This window comes from Thiomicrospira aerophila AL3 (assembly GCF_000227665.2).
Lineage (GTDB): Bacteria > Pseudomonadota > Gammaproteobacteria > Thiomicrospirales > Thiomicrospiraceae > Thiomicrospira > Thiomicrospira aerophila.
This window is the reverse complement of sequence record NZ_CP007030.1, coordinates 2,009,967-2,029,446: the sequence shown is the minus strand read 5'-3', so window position 1 is coordinate 2,029,446 and position 19,480 is coordinate 2,009,967. Positions and strand designations below refer to the sequence as shown.

Here is a 19,480-nt window from a genome sequence, read left to right as displayed (position 1 = left end):
TTAATGCGCTTGGTCCCAGTTATCGCCATCGCCGATTTCTACAATTAACGGCACGCTGAGTGGCATCGCGCTTTCCATAATGCGCTTGATCTCCGGTTTGGCCTGTTCAAGTTGTTCGGTTTTGACTTCAAACACCAATTCATCGTGCACCTGCATTAGCATCCGAATATCTAACTCACTGTGCTCAATCCATTGATCTAAGCGAATCATTGCCTTTTTAATAATATCCGCTGCCGTGCCTTGCATCGGCGCGTTGATCGCGGTGCGTTCGGCATGTTGTTTGCGCGGTCCGCGTGCTTTAATGTCCGGCAGATAAAAACGCCGTCCGGCCAGGGTTTCGACATAGCCATAATATTCGGCATCGGCCTTGGTGGTGTTCATATAGGTTTTCACGCCTGGATAACGATCAAAATAACGGTCGATATAGGCCTGCGCCAGCCCACGGTCTATGCCAAGTTGATTGGCGAGTCCAAAGGCTGACATACCGTAAATTAGCCCGAAATTCACTGCTTTGGCGCTGCGGCGTTGTTCGGGCGTGACTTCATCTAACGGCATGTCAAAAATTTCAGCGGCGGTCGCTTGGTGAATATCGCGCCCTTCGGCAAAGGCTTGCACCAGGCCTGGGTCTTCACTCAGATGCGCCATAATGCGCAATTCGATTTGTGAATAGTCGGCGGCCAGCAGTTGATAACCAGGCCTGGCGATAAACGCTTGGCGAATGCGACGCCCTTCGGCGGTGCGAATCGGAATGTTCTGCAAATTCGGTTCGGTGGACGACAAGCGTCCGGTCGAGGCGACGGCTTGTTGGTAAGAGGTATGCACGCGCCCAGTGTCGGGATGAATTTGCTTGGGTAGCGCATCGGTGTAGGTGGATTTGAGTTTGGCTAGGCTGCGGTGTTGAGTAATCACTTTGGGCAGTTCATGGCCTTGTTCTGCCAGCTCCGCCAATACAGGTTCGGCGGTGGAGGGCACGCCTTTTGGCGTTTTTTTGATGACCGGTAGCCCCAACTGCTCGAATAGAATGTCTTGCAGTTGCTTGGGTGAACCGAGGTTAAATTCTTGTCCGGCAAGGCGGTAGGCTTCTTCTTCTAACAGATTAATTTTTTCCGCCAGTTCGCCGCTTTGAATTTTCAGTAGGTCTTTGTCGATGAGCATGCCGTGGCGTTCCATTTTTGCCAATACCGGCAAGAGTGGCATTTCTATGTCGTTTAAAACCGGTACCAGGCCCGGTTGATCGGTCAGTTGCGGATAAAGGGTTTGATGCAATTGCAGAGTAATATCGGCATCTTCCGCCGCATAGGGCGCGGCTTGGTCGAGTTCAATTTGGTTAAAGGTTTTTTGCGCCTTGCCCTTGCCGGCAATGTCTTCAAATTTAATTGTAGTTTTGTGCAAATAGTGTTGCGCTAAATCGTCCATATTATGGCGCGTCGCCACCGAATTAAGCACATAGGATTCAAGCATGGTATCAAACGCGATACCGCGCAATTGAATGCAGTGATTAGCGAGGATATGCCAGTCGTATTTGAGATTTTGGCCGATTTTTTGCGGCGTGTCAGATTCCAGCAGCGGTTTAAGTTTGGCGAGGGTAGCCTCAAAATCAAGTTGAGTCGGAGCACCGTCATAATCATGTTTCAGCGGCAAATAGGCGGCTTCGATTTTGCCGTTTTGTTCTAGCGCAAAACTCAGTCCGACCAATTGCGCTTGCATGGGCTCAAGCGCAGTGGTTTCCGTATCCAACGCAAACAGTTCGGCTTGTTGGAGTTTATTAAGCCAGTTGTCGAGGCTAGTCGCGTCAAGAATCGTTTGATAGTCGGCTGATTCAAAGGTTTGGGTTGGCCTAGTGCTTGTTACCAGGCCTGGTGATGGTGTATTGTCAATGTTTGCCGCGTTTTTCGGCGCAGGTTTAGCATGGTGATTGACCTGTTTGCTAAACGGCAATTGACCGTCTTCCAACTGTTTCAGCCAGTTTTTAAATTCATATTCGGCAAACAGGGTTTTAAGCGTTTCAATATCGGCTTCATCGCGTTTTAAATCCGGCAGATTAATCGGCAACTCACAATCGGTGCGAATGGTGGTTAAGGTGCGCGACAAGGGCAAATGCGGAATATGCTCACGCAGGGTTTCGCCTATTTTGCCTTTGATGTCATTGGCATGGGCAATCAAGTTATCCATCGTGTCATAAGCGGTGAGCCATTTCACGGCGGTTTTCGGTCCGCACTTGGGAATGCCGGGAATATTGTCCGAGCTATCGCCCATTAGCGCCAAGTAATCAATAATTTGATCAGGGCGAATGCCAAACTTTTCCACCACCTTATCCTGTGTCATCAGGGTATTGTTCATGGTGTTAATCAGGGTGATATGTTCATTCACCAATTGTGCCATGTCTTTGTCGCCGGTTGAAATCAACGCATCGCGCTGGGCTTGGGTGGCTTGCACCGCCAGCGTGCCGATCACGTCATCAGCTTCCACGCCTTCAATCACCAGCAACGGTAAGCCCAGGGCTTTGACAATCTGATGAATCGGCTCGATTTGGACTCGTAAATCATCCGGCATGGGTGGGCGATGGGCTTTGTATTCGGGATAAAGATCGTTGCGGAAGGTTTTGCCCTTGGCATCAAACACCACCGCCATAAATTCCGGTTGATAGGTTTCCAACAGCTTGCCAATCATATTGGTGACACCATAAATCGCGCCGGTCGGGTGACCATCTTTATTGGTCAAAGGCGGCAGCGCATGAAACGCGCGGAATAAATAAGACGAACCATCAACAAGAATAATCGGAGCAGAATCGGTGTGGGACATGGGTAACCTTAATAACGAAGTCTGTAAATTAAAGGGTGATTTTAGATGACAACCAGGCCTAGTTGTTCAGTATAACAATTAGCTAGCTGTTTGGGGCAGTAGGTCTTGGACTTTGTCATAGTCAAAATTTTCAAGCGATGTCTGAATTTGTTGCACTTTATCTGGAGAAAGGTAGTGTTCAAAGTAATGCTTTTGCTGCGTAAATTCATCTAATGCAGCCGCACTAAAATCGTTTAAAAGATCATTAAAGTTTTTTAAAACGTTAAACCATTGTTTTTCATCAAACTCTTGTGTTGTGCCAACATCTTCGTACATAACTTGTTCATTTGTATGAGCTAACAATTCGCGTGCAATCTGGTGGTTAACGAGGTTGCCACTATCAATCAGCGTCTGCTGATGCGTTAGATCGGCTTGAACTGTTTGAAATTCATGCGTATTAGGCGTCTGCTTTGTGGTCTTCTTTCTCTGCACATGAGCGGTAAAGCGAAACCGGCTACCCTGTCCGGGTATGCTAGAAACTTCGATATCGCCTTGCATTAATCGGGCCAGATGCCTTGATATAGCCAAACCTAACCCTGTGCCACCATATTTTCGAGTAGTACTGGCATCGGCTTGCGAAAATGCGCTAAAAAGTTTGTGCATTTGATCCTTATCTATGCCAATGCCAGTATCTTCTACATCAAACACCAGCATACTCGTATTAGCGTTAAAATTGACTTGGATCTTAATATGCCCCTGCTCGGTAAACTTGACTGCATTATTAAGGAGGTTGATTAACACTTGATTGATTCTAAGCGCATCTCCCAAATAGCATAACGCATCAGTACCATGCAATTCAGGGCTGATTTCGACTAGAATGTCCAAGCCTTTAGTTCGAGCGGTTGAAGTTGCCTGTAACATAGCTTCTTGAACTAGGCCAGGAATATTAAGCTCAGTCTTTTCAACATCGAGAGTTCCGGCTTCAATGCTAGAGAAGTCTAAAATATCACTAATTATTTTTAGTAATCCATCTGCAGAAGTTTTTATTTTTTCAATATAGTCACGCTGCTTATCATCAAGAACCGTTTTGAGTGCCAAATGTGACATGCCCACAATCGTATTCATGGGTGTCCGAATTTCATGGCTCATATTAGCCAAAAACTCACTTTTCACTTGCGCTGCCGTTTCAGCTCGTTGGAGGGCGTTGCGTAGCTCTTGGGTCGCTTCTAAAACGGTTTGTTCAAGACTGTTGGTTTGTTGTTGTAGGGCAAGGTTAGACTTGTAAAGAGCTAAGCTTTTTTCTTCAAGTAAGCGCTCCGCTTCTTTGCGTGCTTTTTTTTCACGCTCTAGCCTACGCGTTAAGCGACTAGTAATGTCACTTGGTTGGGGTTCTCTTTCAGCGACCATTATGCATTGAAACGACGGACTGTAAATCGAGTAAGATCTTGGTGGATATCGTCTCGATCAACGGAAAGTGTATCACCAAAGTGCTTGCCACAACCTTTAATAAGGCCTTCGGCTAAATCTGCAAAATGCCGGGGCGATTGATAGTCCATCACTAAAGTAGCATCATCAATAAAAGTACATTTAAATTTGGGCAATTGTGCATCTGGATAGAGTTTGATGACTTCAGCATGGATAATATCTTCAATGCCAGCAAGAAAAGCCAGTGCATTAGGTACACCCACTAAAAACTGCTGATGGCTGGTAGCAAACTTACTAAACACATGTTCACCAAATATCTTTACTAGCGTGTCTGCAGGAATTTCTGTGCGCTTAGATAAAGCGGTGACCATATTAACGAGTTCATTATGATCGTAGGTGCCAACTGCGGTATAGGCGGCACCTGAAGGCGGGTTGGTGTCGTCTATGATGTCATCAACCATATCCGCTGAGAACTTTTCTTCCACCATGTCTAAAAATTCGGTAAATACCATGCCTTTCATAATTGAACCCCTAGTCTGGATTATTTATGACAAATACTAGCATGAACTTTTTAGCTTAGTGATGTTATCTGTTTTGTTTAACAAATATCAAATCCCAAACGCCATGTCCTAAACGATGGCCGCGTTGTTCGAATTTGGTGAGCGGGCGGTAGTCGGGGCGGGAGGTGTATTGACCTTCTCCGGCGGCGTTGCTGTAGTCGGGCGCGGCGGACATGACTTCCATCATGTGCAGGGCGTAATCTTCCCAATCGGTTGCCATGTGAAATTCGCCGCCGCTTTTAAGATGTTGTGCTAGTTTGGCGGCAAATTCCGCCTGCACGATGCGGCGTTTTTTATGGCGCGCTTTGTGCCAAGGATCGGGGAAAAACAAATACACGCCCGCTAGACTATTGAGCGGAATACGCTTGTCTAATACGTCAATCGCGTCGTGGTTAAAAATCCGAATATTGGTTAAACCCTGTTCTTCAATCAGTTTGCATAACGCGCCAACACCGGGGCGATGCACTTCGATGCCAATATAATTTCGTGCCGGATTATCTGCCGCCATTTGCGCCAGACTGGTGCCCATACCAAAACCGATTTCAACATAGGTGGGCGCGTCGCGGCCAAACAGCTGCGTTAAATCAAGCAGATCACCCTCAGGCTCTAAGCCATATTGCGGCCAGATGCGTTCTAACGCGCCTTGTTGCGCTTTGGACATACGCCCTTGGCGTAACACAAAGCTTTTAATCCGACGTGCCAGGCCTGGTTGTGGCGTATCTGATGCGTGGTTAGGATCCTGTGAAGGGGAGGCAAGGTGTTCAGTCATGTTACGCTTCTCTGGCAGCCGTTGAAAAGTTTGATAGTATAACCGACTTAGTGAAGCTTGTCCTTGGAGGCAAAAGTGAGTTTTGCACAGCGGTTGTTAACCTGGTTTGATGAACATGGCCGTCATGATTTGCCGTGGCATCAGCCGCGTACGGCCTACCATGTGTGGGTGTCGGAAATTATGCTGCAACAAACCCAGGTTCAAACGGTCATTCCCTATTATCAGCGTTTTATGCAGCGTTTTCCGGACATACAAACTCTAGCGTCTGCGACTCAGGATGAGGTATTGGCGCATTGGTCTGGATTGGGTTATTACGCACGCGGGCGCAATTTGCATCAAGCGGCGCAGTTGATTGTGGCGCGGCATCAGGGTCAGTTTCCGCAGGATTATGATGCGATTTTAGCTTTGCCGGGGATTGGGCGTTCGACGGCAGCGGCGATTTTGGCGCAAGCCTTTGCCCAACCCTATGCCATATTAGATGGTAATGTTAAAAGGGTGTTAAGTCGTTACTATGCGATAGAGGGCTGGCCGGGAGAAAAGAAAATTGAGCAACAGCTTTGGCAGCAGGCCGAAGCCTTGTTAGCGGCTGTACCTAGTTCGCGACTAGCAGACTATACGCAAGCGCAAATGGATTTAGGTGCCACTCTTTGCACCCGTTCCAAACCGCGTTGTGGCCAATGCCCTATTCAGCAAGACTGCCAGGCCTGGCAAATGAGTGCGGTGCATCGTTTCCCAACACCCAAACCGAAAAAAACCTTGGCGACCAAGCAGGCCTGCTGCTGGATTTTACGCAATAGCTTGGGTCAAGTTTGGTTGCAACCGCGTCCAGCCTCCGGTATTTGGGGCGGTTTATATAGCCTACCAGAAACACCGCTTGCGCAGGCTGGAGGATTAGAATTTGATATGTTGGAGAAGTTTGAGTCGTCGGTTCAGTCTTTGATAGAATGGCCTAGTCTTAAACATAGCTTTAGTCATTATCATTTAATGATTTATCCGTTAGAAGTGACGTTGAACGATCAAGCAAGGATAGCGCCGGTACAGGTAAATGAGGCGCCGCCGCCTTATGCTGAGGCGCTGGTCACATCGGGGCGGTGGTTTGATGTGGCCGAGGCGCTAACTTTGGGCCTGCCAGCACCGATTAGGCAGATCATCGAACAACTACAAGTAGGCAAGGCTGAACAGTTAATTTAATTAAGGGGACAAAAGATGGCTAGAAGAGTGCAGTGTGTTAAGTTAAAGCAAGAAATGGATGGATTGGATTTTGCGCCATTTCCAGGTGAACTAGGTCAAAAGGTGTTTGACAATGTATCAAAAGAAGCTTGGAAACAGTGGTTGGGTCAGCAAACAATTTTGATTAACGAGTATCGCTTGTCGAGCTTGGATCCTAAAGCACGTAGTTTTTTACAAGAAGAAATGCAAAAGTTTTTGTTTAGTGATCAAGAAGTAGAATTGCCAAAAGAGTTTAATCCCGTTTAAACCGATCTAATCAGCCAGGCCTGCGCGCTGCAGGCCTGCTCATTGCCTAGGTATTAATTAAGTTAGGCCTGATGATAGGCTGGACTTAATGACACCACGGCTTCAATGAAGGCACGGGCATGTTCAGGATCCACTTCGGGATGAATGCCGTGACCCAAGTTAAACACGTGACCCGAGCCATGACCATACTGTGACAAGATGCTGGCGACTTCTTCGCGAATGCGAGCAGGTGATGCATACAGCATACTTGGATCCATATTACCTTGCAGTGCAACGCGATCTCCCACACGGCGACGTGCGTCGTGAATATCGGTTGTCCAATCTAAGCCTAATGCATCCGCACCGGTATCCGCTAAGGCTTCAAGCCACTGACCGCCGCCTTTGGTAAATAGAATCACCGGAATCTTCACGCCGTTATGTTCACGCTTTAAGCCATCAACAATTTTGGCCATATAGTTGAGCGAGAACTCCTTGTAGTCGCGTGGCGTTAACACGCCGCCCCAGGTGTCAAACACCTGCACGGCTTGCGCACCAGACTCAATTTGGGCATTTAGGTAAGCAATCACCGAGTCAGCCAAGACGTCCAAAATGTGATGCAGGGTCGCTGGCTCATCGTACATCATGGCTTTGACTTTCGAGAAGGTTTTGCTAGAGCCGCCTTCGACCATATAGGTAGCCAGTGTCCAAGGACTACCAGAGAAGCCGATTAGCGGTACACGGCCATTTAATGCCTTGCGAATGGTACTGACGGCATTCATCACATAACCCAATTCGGAGCCCATATCCGGCACATAAAGCTTTTTAGCATCGGCCATGCTGCGCACCGGCTTGTCGAAAATCGGCCCTTCGCCCGTTTCAAAGCGCAAGCCTAAACCCATGGCATCAGGAATGGTCAGGATGTCGGAAAATAGAATCGCCGCATCAAGCGGAAAGCGCTCTAACGGCTGCAGGGTCACTTCGCAGGCGAGTTCCGCATTGCGGCATAAGTCCATAAACGATCCGGCCTGTGCGCGTGTTGCACGATACTCAGGCAGATAGCGACCGGCTTGACGCATCATCCATACTGGGGTGCGGTCGACCGGTTGACGAAGAAGGGCGCGAAGAAAACGATCATTTTGCAATCCGGACATGGGGGCTGCCTTTATAAAAATTCAAAAGCGATATTTTAGCCTGTATTCTGGCCGGTGTCACGGTAAGACTGTTTAATAGGGATTGAGTAGATTAATCATGTTGGGGTGCTCAAGGGTCATGAACAGCCCGCCTTGAAATACAAAGCCATTTCCGCGTGCCTCAATGGTTTGGCCTTCTAGCGCTTTTACTTGATCCCAGTTGAAATGAGACCAAGCGGCACGCGGAATACGAATGCCGGTCGTGTCTAGGTTAATTTGCCATTGACGTCGTGTTCGCGACACACTGACCACCTCGCCACGGATGATACGAAAACCATTATCTAAATCACTTAGTTGGCTGCTCTGGGCAAGCGGAAACTTTAACTCGGGTGAGTTGCGATGCAGTTCCCAAAGTCCTCGCTCAGCAGCGCGCGCTTGTTGCTCTTGGTTAAATAAGCAGGCCTGGTAGCGAAGGTTGGGGGGGGGAGCTATGGCTAACGCCATGCCTTCAGCTGCCATAATGCCTGCTAGCAATTGTCCATTGGGTAAAAACACATGGGCTTGCAGGCGGCCAAAGGCTTCTTGTGCTTGCTCATCAAACACAATACCCACTTCCAGGTTATGGCTGGCAATGAAGTGATTAAGCGTGCGTTGGGCTTGCCGTGATAAGGGTTGTGGGGGATCGCTTCGATTACTAGGGTTGCCCATTGCCGGCGCTTGAATGCCAATCAGCCTAATCTGGCGATTATTAACCAATAAGGTATCACCTGATAGTGCCATTTGTGCTTGCGTCCAGGTAATCTCATCCCGCGGATCGAGTTCGCAGCTACTCGCTCGTACTAAACCACTCAGGCCAAGGATTAAAATTAGGGTAAGGGAAACAAGTGTTTTCATAACAGCATTGTAGAGCTAATTGAGCGTTGAAAACAAGGGAGGGTGTTTGAAAATAAAAAAAACCGGCAGGCTGGAAACAGCGTTGCCGGTTTTTTTGAGATAAAGATTCGCTTAGCGACGAAGTGAACCGTATTTTTGACGGAACTTTTCAACGCGACCTTCGGTGTCAACCAAGGTTTGCTTGCCAGTGTAGAATGGGTGCGAGGCACTTGAAACTTCTACACGAACTAAAGGGTAATCTTTACCGTCTAGGGTGATAGTATCACCAGAAGTTTTGATGGTTGAACGTGTTTTGAACGTCTCACCGGTTGAAATGTCTTGAAAGACCACTTCGTTGTATTCTGGATGAATGTCTGCTTTCATAGTGACGGTCCAAATTAAAATGTGGATAAAAATTTTGAAGACGTGATTCTAACAGAAAGATTTGTTATTTCAAGCCTTCAAGTTGTTTTTTAGCGTTTCATGGATGTAAATAGTTGCGCATTGGTTTTGCTGACCTTCATTTGGTCAATCAAGGTTTCAATCGCTTCGATTTCATTCATGGTGTGCAAGAAGCGACGCAAAATCCAAATGTTTTGCAGTTCTTCTGGCGTGGTGAGCAATTCTTCTTTACGGGTACCTGACTTGGTCAGATTGATCGCTGGGAAGGTGCGTTTTTCGGCAATGGCCCGTGATAAATGCAGTTCCATGTTACCGGTGCCTTTGAATTCTTCAAAGATAACTTCGTCCATTTTAGAGCCGGTGTCAACCAAAGCAGTGGCGATAATGGTTAAAGATCCGCCTTCTTCAATATTACGTGCGGCACCAAAAAAACGCTTTGGACGGTGTAGGGCATTGGCATCGACACCGCCGGTGAGGATTTTTCCTGATGCGGGTACCACGGTATTGTAAGCACGTGCTAGACGCGTAATCGAGTCGAGTAGAATGACTACGTCCGTTTTGTGTTCAACCAGGCGCTTGGCTTTTTCTATAACCATTTCGGCTACTTGAACATGACGCGTTGCCGGCTCATCAAAGGTAGAGGCAATGACCTCACCTTTAACGGTCCGTTGCATTTCGGTCACTTCTTCAGGACGCTCATCAATCAGCAATACAATTAAGTAGCACTCTGGGTGATTTTCAGCAATCGACTGCGCCAGGCTTTGTAATATAACGGTTTTACCGGACTTGGGTGGTGCGACAATTAAACCACGCTGGCCTTTACCAATCGGTGATGCCAAATCGATAATGCGAGGGGTAATATCCTCGGTGCTGCCATTGCCCAATTCCATTTTCAAACGTTCTTCAGCATGAAGCGGCGTCAGGTTTTCAAAGGCAATTTTTTTACGGGCGACATCAGGGTCTTCAAAGTTGATTTTATCAACCTTGAGTAATGCAAAATAACGCTCGCCTTCTTTAGGCGGACGAATTTTGCCTTGAACGGTGTCGCCGGTACGCAGACCGAAGCGGCGAATTTGTGAGGGCGACACATAAAGGTCGTCAGGGCCGGCTAAATAAGAGCCATCTCCTGAACGCAGGAAACCAAAGCCGTCAGGTAAGATTTCCAAGACGCCTTCGCCAAAGATATCCTCACCCTTTTGGGCGTGGCCTTTAAGAATGGCAAAAATAATGTCTTGTTTGCGCTGACGGGCGAGGTTATCAAGGCCCATGTCGTTGGCCATATCAAGCAATGATGCGGCGGATAATTTTTTTAGATCAGTTAGATTCATAATCAGTAGATATCACATGTAAGTGTTGGAATAAGGTGTGTTGGCAGAAGTTGAGCGTTTTGAGCTGAGGTAAAAATGAAAAAGGGCCTTTTGGGCCCAAATAACGCGAATCTTACAGGTTGTTGTCTAAGAAGCTGCAAAGCTGCGATTTAGATAGTGCGCCAACTTGCGTCGCATCTACTTCACCATTTTTGAATAACATCAGTGTTGGAATGCCGCGGACGCCGTATTGTGGTGGGGTAGATGGGTTTTCATCAATATTTAATTTAACCACTTTGACTTTGCCAGCGTAATCGGTCGCTACTTCATCAAGAATAGGAGCAATCATTTTACATGGGCCACACCATTCTGCCCAAAAATCAACTAGGACAGGTAGGTTTGAATTCAATACTTCCGCTTCAAAATTGGCATCTGAGGTTACAAAAATTTTGTCACTCATAAGGTAACTCCTTATTATTATTTTATTAGGGTACGACAATCCTAAATAACTTATTTAGGGGAATAGAGGCGTTCGTACGGAATATGGCAGATTGCTTAGGTACTTGGCTTTGTGAGCACATCAACTAAGCAGGTGATCTGTATAGTCTGAAACTAATAAGCTATTATTACACCACGCAATTCAAAGTTGCAAGTATTATCGTTAAAAAAATCTTACTGCAGTGTTTTTTTCACTTTTGGTTCAAATTCGCCTAGCATAGTAGCCATTTTAGTTGGTTGAGTAGAGATGTGTTATGGATGTCAGTTACATTTTAGATGGCTTGAATGATGCACAACGTCAAGCGGTTACCCTAGCGTCGGGTCATGGATTAGTTTTAGCCGGCGCAGGTTCGGGTAAAACGCGGGTATTGGTGCATCGGATTGCTTGGTTGGTCGAGGTGATAGGGGCGAGTCCATATAATGTGTTGGCGGTCACTTTTACAAATAAAGCGGCGCGTGAGATGCGCGGACGGATGGAAGCGTTGATGGGGCCCTCTGCTAAAAGTGTCACGATGGGGACTTTTCACGGCATCGCTTATCAATTATTGCGTCAACATTACCAAGCAGCAGGCCTGCCGCAAGCCTTTCAAATTTTAGACAGTGATGATCAAAAGCGCTTGGTCAAACGGCTTTTAAAAGCAATGAATCTTGATGAAACGCAATGGCCGGTTAAGCAGGTGATGGCCTTTATTAATGGTGAAAAAGAAGAAGGTCGTCGATCCAAGCACGTTGATGTTGGGCACAATCCTTATTTAAAAACCTTGGTTGCCGTTTATCAAGCCTATGAGCAACAGTGTCAGCAAGCCGGCCTGGTTGATTTTGCCGAGCTGTTACTTCGCGCGCATGAGTTGTGGTTACGTGCCCCGGAGGTGCTCGCGTTTTATCAGCAGCGTTATCAACATATTCTGGTGGATGAATTTCAAGACACTAATAGTCTGCAATATGCCTGGTTGCGTGTGTTAGCTGGCGGGCGAGGACGATTATTTGTGGTTGGTGACGATGATCAATCCATTTATGGTTGGCGGGGTGCCAAGGTCGAAAATATTCGGTTGTTTGAACAGCAATTTGCCGATGTGACTTTGGTTAGATTGGAGCAGAATTATCGTTCAACCAATCGTATCTTGCAGGCGGCCAACCAGCTTATTGCCCATAATACCGAACGGCTGGGTAAAAACCTATGGAGTGATGGGGAGCCCGGTGAGCCGATTTTGATTTATGAAGCCTTTAATGATTTGGATGAATGTCAATATGTCATTGAGCAAATCCAGGCCTGGTTGCGAGAGGGTGGTGCGCGTGAGGAGGTCGCCATTTTATATCGCTCTAATGCCCAGTCGCGCGTGTTTGAGCAGGGCTTGTTACAGGCCGAGATGCCCTATCGCATTTATGGCGGGTTGCGTTTTTATGATCGCGCTGAGATTAAAGATGTGCTGGCGTATTTGCGATTGGTGATGAATTCGGCTGACGATGCCGCATTTGAGCGTGTCTATAATTTACCGACTCGTGGATTAGGGGATAAGACCATGCAGCAGGTGCGTGATATTGCGCGTGACCAGGCCTGCTCAATGTGGGCGGCCAGCGAGTGGTTATTGGATCATGGCGGCTTAACGGCACGCGCCAAAGGGGCGTTGCAGGGTTTTCTAAATTTAATTACCGAGTTGGCGAGTTTGCAACCGAGTTTGGCGTTGGCGGATTTTGTCTTGCAGGTGATGCAGGATTCCGGTTTGCAGGCGCATTTCGAAAAGGATCGTTCTGAGCAAGGTCAGTCACGATTAGAAAACTTGGATGAATTAGTCAACGCGGCGGCGAGTTTTGAAAAACGCCAAGACCTACAAGCTGATGGCGAATCTGATCATAGTTTGCTTAATTTCTTAGCTCAGGCGACGCTAGAAGCGGGTGATAATCAAGCCAGTGCGGGTGAATCGGCGATTCAATTGATGACGCTGCACGCGGCCAAAGGATTGGAGTTTCCGTTGGTCTTTATGGTGGGTATGGAAGAGGGTTTGTTTCCTTCCCAGTCTTCTCAAGATGATCCGGCGCGACTTGAAGAAGAACGTCGCCTAGCTTATGTGGGGATTACGCGCGCGGAACGTCGGCTATTTATGTGTGCGGCCCAGCGTCGGCGTTTGCATGGTAATGAGATTTATAGCCAACCTTCGCGCTTTTTAAGGGAGTTACCTGATGATGCCGTGCAATGGGTGCGAATGAAATCAGCGGTGCAATCCACGCGCAGTTGGGCAGCGGATGCCTCGACGGCGGCTAAGATACAACAGAATGATACGGGCTTGCGTTTAGGCCAAGCGGTATTTCATCAAAAGTTTGGGCCGGGTGTGGTGATGGCGACTGAAGGCAGTGGTGATCACGCACGTATTCAGGTTTCCTTTAAACAGGCGGGGGTCAAGTGGTTGGTGATGGCCTATGCTAATTTAACCCCTGTTTAAGCGCTTGCTACGTCGATTTGGTGATCTCAAAAAAGTGTGGTTTAATAAAATTAACTTATTACTAAACGCGGGAGATCACCATGACGGACTGGTTGATCACAACGGATTTAGACGGTACGCTGCTCAATCATCATAGTTATGATGCCACGGGAATTCCCGAGATAATCGAGCAGCTGCAACATCATGCTATCCCTGTTATTCTTAACTCTTCTAAGACGCTGGCAGAGCTAACCGCCTGGCGTCATCAATTAAATTTATTGTCACCGGTGATTGCTGAAAATGGCGGGGTTATGGCCAATCACCACACTGAATGTCTAGGTGTCGCTCTAACTGACTTTCTACCTTCTTTGCATGCTTGGCGTGAGCAACTCTCGGAGCCTTCCTTTGTGGGTTTTAGTGATTGGAGCCTTGATGAGGTGGTGGCGGCTACGGGCTTGTCATCAGCCGAAGCGGCCTTGGCAAAAGCGCGTTTAGTGTCTGAGCCAATTAAATGGTTAGGTACTGAAGCGCTATTGGTGCAGTTTGAAACTTATCTAGCTCAACTCGGTTTGCAATGCGTGGCCGGCGGGCGTTTTTTTCATGTCATGGGACGTCATTCTAAAGCGACCGCGCTTGCCGCATTGCGATCGGATGTAAGTAGTTGGTTGCCCGATTATCAATTTAAACCCGATTACCAAATTTTGGCGTTAGGGGATGGTGACAACGACCGCGCGATGTTGATGGCTGCTGATGTCGCGGTAATCATGCCCAAACCCGATGGGTCTTATCTCAAGCTTGCGACCAGGCCTGGTCAGCAAGTCATTTATAGTGCACTACCCGCACCAGCTGGCTGGATTCAATGTGTTGAACAGCTAATTTTTCAGGAGGCAGGATGAGCGATTTTTTTCAAAACGGTACCGTTACCACTTTTCATAATTTAACCCAGCGATCGGTAGAGGATTTAGAGCGTGAGCTGTTGCAGTTTAGCCAATCTCGGCCGATGACATTAATTTTACCTTCGTTATTTAGCGAGCTGTCTGGCCCTGCGCTCAGCAAAATCTTAGATGAATTAGCGCAAGTGCCTTATTTAACGGAGATTGTGATTGGTTTAGATCGTGCGAATCAGCAAGAATTTGACTATGCCAAGCGATTTTTTGCAAGGTTGCCGCAATCGCATAAAATTTTGTGGAATGATGGCCCGAATGTGCAGGCGGCGATGCAACCACTGGTCGATTTGGGGTTAGCGCCACAAGAGCCGGGTAAAGGCAAAAATGTCTGGGGTTGTTTTGGGTATGTATTGGCTTCACAACGTGCGCAGGTGGTGGCGCTGCACGATTGTGACGTGTTGACTTATGATCGTAGTATGTTGGCGCGCTTGTTTTATCCGGTAGCGCATCCGACGTTTAACTTTGTTTTTTCAAAAGGCTATTATGCCCGTCACGCCGATGGCAAGCTTAATGGACGGGTCGCGCGTCTATTGGTCACCCCGTTATTGCGTGCGCTTGAAACGGTATTAGGGCCAGATGATTTGTTGACCTATTTAGATTCGTTTCGTTATCCCTTAGCCGGTGAATTTGCCCTAGAAGTCAATGCCCTGCGGGATGTGCGTATTCCCAGCGATTGGGGCTTGGAAATCGGCATTCTGGCCGAGATTCGCCGTAATTTTTCTAATCGCCGGGTGTGTCAGGTAGAGGTAGCAGATCGTTATGATCATAAGCATCAGCAGGTATCCTTTGATGATGCGAACGCTGGCCTGTCGCGGATGAGTCAAGATATTGCCAAATCACTTTATCGTAAGCTGGCCACCAGTGGTCATCAATTTTCGCGGGCAACACTTCGTTCGGTGCGTGCGGTCTATTATCGTACTGCATTGGACCAACTTGAGTCCTATGCCTTTGACGCCGAAATGAATGGCCTAACCTTAGATCGACATGAAGAAGAGCGGGTGGTGGAATTGTTTGCGGATAATCTGATAAGTGCCGGCGATGATTTTATTAACATGGCGGATGACCAACCTTTTGTGCCTAATTGGAACCGAGTCATTAGCGCGCGGCCCAGTATTTTGCAAGAGTTACGTGAAGCCGTTGAACGTGATAATGCCTAGTTGAAGGAGATGGATATGGCGACAGCAGATTTAACCTTAACGCAGATCTTGACTCGTTTGCAGCGGTTATATTCTGCTGAGCAGGCACAAGAATGTTATCAACAACTCTGTGAAGCTATGACGGCGAGCAGGGACAAACTAGCGCAAAAACAAGGGCGTCATGCGCCTGCCGCCCCGAGTCATTCAAATGTTTGGTCACAGGATGATGTAGTGCTGATTACCTATGGTGACAGTATTTACGATGCCGAAGGAGGGGTCCCATTACGAGAACTGAAAGATTTTTTAGCGCAGCATGTGCAGGATGCCATTAGTCATGTGCATTTGTTGCCGTTTTTTCCTTACAGCTCGGATGATGGTTTTTCAGTGATTGACTATTTGCAAGTCGATCCCGATTTAGGGGATTGGCAAGATGTCGCGGCATTGCATCAGCACTATAAACTGATGTTTGATTATGTGCTGAATCATGTGTCGCGTGAAAGTTTATGGTTTACTGACTTTAAGGCGAATGTGGCGCCTTTTAATGAGTTTTTTATTGAGGTCGATCCTAAAACGGATGTGTCGATGGTGGTGCGGCCACGAAATACGCCATTACTGGTGCCGGCTTACACCCATGCTGGGCGTAAATGGGTGTGGGCGACCTTTAGTGCTGATCAAATTGATTTGAATTTTGCCAACCCGGCAGTTCTGCTCAAAATGTTAGACGTGTTGTTGTTTTATATTGAGCAGGGAGCCGAGATTGTCCGTTTAGATGCGGTGGCGTTTTTATGGAAAGTATTGGGTACGCCCTCGATTCATCTACCGCAAACTCATGAGGTGGTGAAGTTGATTCGTGATGTGATGGCCTGGGTGAGTCCAAATAGTTTAGTGCTGACTGAAACCAATGTGCCGCATCAAGAAAATGTTTCCTATTTTGGCGAGGGAGATGAAGCGCATTTAGTTTATCAATTCAGCCTTGCTCCGCTCGTGTTACATGCGCTCTATCGCGGCGATGGCCAGTATTTAACCGCTTGGGCGCAAGATTTGGCGGCACCCCCACCGGGTTGTAATTATTTGAACTTTACCGCTTCGCATGATGGCATAGGCCTGCGCCCAGTTGAGGGCTTATTGCCGGATCGAGAAATTGAAGACTTGATTGCCGGGATGCATCGTCAAGGTGGCTATGTGTCGATGCGCAGTCGCCCAGATGGCTCACAGTCGCCTTATGAGATTAATATCTCGTTGTTTAGCGCCTTTCGAGAAACCTGTCATGGCCTGGGTCCAGATCAATGGCAGGTTGATCGTTTTATTTGTTCGCAGTTAATCATGCTGAGTCTGCAAGGGATTCCGGCGCTTTATATTCACAGCTTGTTAGCAACCGTTAATGACCAAGAGGGGGTTGAGCGTACGGGTCGAACTCGATCGATTAACCGGCGCAAATGGGCCAAGCCCTACCTGGAGGCGCTTTTGGCAAGAGAGCATTCGCCGAATGCAAAGGTGTTAAAGCGCTTAGTGGCGGTATTAAAGCGGCGCAAGAAACACCGCGCCTTTCACCCAGATACCAACCAGCAGGTGTTAAACCTAGGTCCAGCATTTTTTGCACTTTGGCGCGGGTTGGGTGAGCTTAAATTTCCGTTGTTGGCGGTGTTTAATTTAACCAATGATTTTCAGACCTTTGATTTAGCGGCCTGTTTGGTGGCTAGCGCTGGCATTGAATCGCAAAGTCAACAATGGGTTAATCTTTTGGATCATCAGACCTATGATCAAGATGATGCTGCGGTCATGCTGGCACCTTATCAGGTGTTATGGTTGATGCCAGGGCAGCTTGATGATGTAAACCCTCTATGGGCGATGCATACGGATTAGCAGCGTTCAGTGGCCTGCTGGGGTATAAAATAGCTTAAGTGTTGAGTAGAGCCGATCTGCTAGCCAAGTTGGCGCCTGTTGCATGGCGCTGGCTTCATCAACCAGGCCTGGTATCAGGCTAAACACACCGATAAATTCGTCTAATTCTTGCGGTGGCACAGCCAGTTGGCCGCAGAGTGCTAGGGTGGGCACCTGATACTGCTTAGCCAGTTGCGCCACACGAATCGGTAGCTTGCCATGACGTGTTTGCGCGTCTAATTTTCCTTCACCGGTAATCACTAAGTCAATCGGTTGATTGGGTTGATTGGGTTGTTCAAAAACCTGCTGCAATTGACTGGCTTGGGCTAACAAATCAAAGCCGTTTGCAGTTTGGGCGCCCAGTACGCCGATAAAGCCTCCAGCCATGCCACCTGCTGCGCCGGCACCAGGCCTGGTCAGTATCTCGCGGCTAAATTGCTGTTTTACGACGTCAGCCAGACGGGTTAAACCTTGCTCTAGGACTTCAAACTGGGTGGTTTGCAATCCTTTTTGTGGCCCGTAAATAGCCGTCGCGCCACTGGGTCCGGTCAGTGGGTTGGTCACGTCACAAGCGAGTTGCCAGTTAATTGCTTGCAATGAGGCAGGGATATTGCCAATCGCTTCCAGCTGATTTAAGCCAGCTCCGCCAAGTGGAATGGCCTGGCCTTGATGGTTTAAAAACTCAATACCTAATGCCTGCATAGCACCCACGCCACCATCGTTGGTGGCACTGCCGCCTAGGCCTAAGATAATCGTTTTGGCGCCGCGCTCGAGCGCAGCTTTAATCACTAGACCTGTACCAAAGCTACTGGTAAGCATCGGGTTGCGTTCAGTCGGTGTGAGTAAAGGCAGGCCAGAGGCTTGTGCCATTTCTACAATCGCGGTTTGGGTGCTAGCTTGCCAAGCATACTGCGCGGTGATGGCGCGACCCAATGGGTCTAGGCAATCGACCTGGATGGCTTGCGCTAAGCCGGCGTAACAAAAGGCGTCAATAAAACCTTCGCCGCCATCTGATAATGGTCGGGTAATTACTTCAATGTGAGGCCAGTGTTGTTGAATCAGGTCCTCACTAATTCGGCAAAATTCAACGGCTGATAACGAGCCTTTAAAACTATCTGGCGCAATAAGGATACGAGGCATTGGCAACTCCCTAGTCATCGTTCAAACCATACTAGCATAGCTAAGTGAATGATTTAACGTGTTTTGGCCAGTGCCCAGGCATGGATTTCAAGGGTTGGGTGCGCGGCTTTGAGCGACTGCGCGGCGGCTTGTAAGGTTGCACCGGTGGTGATGACATCATCAATTAGAGCTAGGCGGTGTAATTTTAGCAGGCCTGCTTCAGCCTTTGGGTTAATGGCAAAGGCGTGGCTGATATTTTGTTGACGCTGCGAGCGACTCAGGCGTGTTTGGCTGGGGGTTGCTTGGGCGCGAATGAGCCCCTGATAAATCGGGATGCCGAGGTCCTTGCTCAAAATGCGCGCGATTTCGTAGGCTTGATTATAGCCTCGTTGTGCAAGGCGGCTGGGATGCAGGGGGATGGGTACCAGTGCATCAACTGGATTGAGCTGAAGTTGTTGTTGGATTAGGGTGGCAAATAGTCGACTTAAATGCAGCTGTTGGTGGTATTTAAATTGATGGACCAGCTGGCGCAGTTCGCCTCGAAAAGCAAAGGCTATATGGGTTTGCTCGATTAAGCGAGGTGAACCCTGTTCACAGCTTCGACATATTTTGCCTTTGGGGCTGTGAGTCCCACAGCAAGGGCAGGCATCGCCATAACGTTGCCATTGTTGTACAAATTTGGGGTCTAGATCCAGCTGGTCTGTAGGGGCGCTTGTGACTACGCAACAAGGCGGGAAAAACCATTTCTCTAACCAATGCATCGGCATCTCCAGTTGCTTG

At 48.0% G+C, this 19,480-nt stretch carries 17 protein-coding genes; 6 read left to right on the top strand and 11 right to left on the bottom strand.

Annotated elements, in window-relative coordinates; all coding sequences use genetic code 11:
* The 4 genes from polA to trmB form a co-directional block, all read right to left on the bottom strand.
* Positions 1-2,802 carry a DNA polymerase I gene (gene polA, locus THIAE_RS09875; protein ID WP_006460136.1) on the bottom strand — a complete coding sequence of 934 codons (2,802 nt, stop codon included), beginning with the start codon at positions 2,800-2,802 and terminating at the stop codon, positions 1-3.
* Between the two features lie 78 nt (positions 2,803-2,880).
* Positions 2,881-4,188, bottom strand: coding sequence for an ATP-binding protein (locus tag THIAE_RS09870; RefSeq protein WP_006460137.1), 1,308 nt, complete (start codon positions 4,186-4,188; stop codon positions 2,881-2,883).
* Positions 4,188-4,727: a heme NO-binding domain-containing protein gene (locus tag THIAE_RS09865; protein ID WP_006460138.1), complete on the bottom strand. Its 540-nt coding sequence runs from the start codon at positions 4,725-4,727 to the stop codon at positions 4,188-4,190. The genes THIAE_RS09870 and THIAE_RS09865 overlap by 1 nt, the downstream gene beginning before the upstream one ends.
* Positions 4,728-4,791: 64 nt before the next feature.
* Positions 4,792-5,535 (bottom strand): tRNA (guanosine(46)-N7)-methyltransferase TrmB, encoded by a 744-nt coding sequence (trmB, locus tag THIAE_RS09860; protein WP_006460139.1) that lies wholly within the window; start codon positions 5,533-5,535, stop codon positions 4,792-4,794.
* A gap of 75 nt (positions 5,536-5,610) precedes the next feature.
* Between trmB and mutY the strand changes: the two genes are divergently transcribed.
* Positions 5,611-6,726: an A/G-specific adenine glycosylase gene (gene mutY / locus THIAE_RS09855; RefSeq protein ID WP_006460140.1), complete on the top strand. Its 1,116-nt coding sequence runs from the start codon at positions 5,611-5,613 to the stop codon at positions 6,724-6,726.
* Positions 6,727-6,741: 15 nt separating this feature from the next.
* Positions 6,742-7,011 (top strand): oxidative damage protection protein, encoded by a 270-nt coding sequence (locus THIAE_RS09850; RefSeq protein ID WP_006460141.1) that lies wholly within the window; start codon positions 6,742-6,744, stop codon positions 7,009-7,011.
* A gap of 62 nt (positions 7,012-7,073) precedes the next feature.
* Here THIAE_RS09850 and hemE read toward each other — a convergent pair whose 3' ends face one another.
* From hemE to trxA, 5 genes are all read right to left on the bottom strand, one after another.
* A complete protein-coding gene (gene hemE / locus THIAE_RS09845; RefSeq protein WP_006460142.1) occupies positions 7,074-8,141 on the bottom strand; it encodes a uroporphyrinogen decarboxylase in 1,068 nt (355 codons plus the stop codon).
* 72 nt (positions 8,142-8,213) lie between these two features.
* Entirely contained in the window at positions 8,214-9,014 is an 801-nt protein-coding gene (locus THIAE_RS09840; protein WP_006460143.1) for a thermonuclease family protein, read from the bottom strand.
* A gap of 111 nt (positions 9,015-9,125) precedes the next feature.
* The gene (locus THIAE_RS09835) at positions 9,126-9,377 is read right to left on the bottom strand and encodes a type B 50S ribosomal protein L31 (RefSeq protein WP_006460144.1); all 252 of its coding nucleotides are present in this window, start codon (positions 9,375-9,377) and stop codon (positions 9,126-9,128) included.
* Between the two features lie 89 nt (positions 9,378-9,466).
* Positions 9,467-10,723, bottom strand: coding sequence for a transcription termination factor Rho (gene rho, locus THIAE_RS09830; RefSeq protein WP_006460145.1), 1,257 nt, complete (start codon positions 10,721-10,723; stop codon positions 9,467-9,469).
* Between the two features lie 112 nt (positions 10,724-10,835).
* A complete protein-coding gene (trxA, locus tag THIAE_RS09825; protein WP_006460146.1) occupies positions 10,836-11,162 on the bottom strand; it encodes a thioredoxin TrxA in 327 nt (108 codons plus the stop codon).
* Positions 11,163-11,454: 292 nt separating this feature from the next.
* On the opposite strand from trxA, the gene uvrD reads away from it, so the two are divergent.
* The 4 genes from uvrD to THIAE_RS09805 all read left to right on the top strand — a co-directional run bounded on the left by uvrD (position 11,455) and on the right by THIAE_RS09805 (position 17,563).
* A complete protein-coding gene (uvrD, locus tag THIAE_RS09820) occupies positions 11,455-13,638 on the top strand; it encodes a DNA helicase II (RefSeq protein ID WP_006460147.1) in 2,184 nt (727 codons plus the stop codon).
* Positions 13,639-13,718: 80 nt separating this feature from the next.
* Positions 13,719-14,513, top strand: a complete 795-nt coding sequence (locus THIAE_RS09815) for an HAD-IIB family hydrolase (RefSeq protein WP_006460148.1) — start codon at positions 13,719-13,721, stop codon at positions 14,511-14,513.
* Positions 14,510-15,721, top strand: coding sequence for a glycosyltransferase family protein (locus THIAE_RS09810; protein WP_006460149.1), 1,212 nt, complete (start codon positions 14,510-14,512; stop codon positions 15,719-15,721). Before THIAE_RS09815 ends, THIAE_RS09810 begins: the two co-directional genes overlap by 4 nt.
* A gap of 15 nt (positions 15,722-15,736) precedes the next feature.
* Positions 15,737-17,563: a sugar phosphorylase gene (locus tag THIAE_RS09805; RefSeq protein ID WP_006460150.1), complete on the top strand. Its 1,827-nt coding sequence runs from the start codon at positions 15,737-15,739 to the stop codon at positions 17,561-17,563.
* Positions 17,564-17,569: 6 nt separating this feature from the next.
* Here the strand turns inward: THIAE_RS09805 and THIAE_RS09800 are convergent, their stop codons facing one another.
* Positions 17,570-18,721, bottom strand: a complete 1,152-nt coding sequence (locus tag THIAE_RS09800; RefSeq protein ID WP_006460151.1) for a glycerate kinase — start codon at positions 18,719-18,721, stop codon at positions 17,570-17,572.
* Between the two features lie 53 nt (positions 18,722-18,774).
* Positions 18,775-19,461 (bottom strand): ComF family protein, encoded by a 687-nt coding sequence (locus THIAE_RS09795; RefSeq protein WP_006460152.1) that lies wholly within the window; start codon positions 19,459-19,461, stop codon positions 18,775-18,777.
* Between the last annotated feature and the right edge of the window lie 19 nt (positions 19,462-19,480).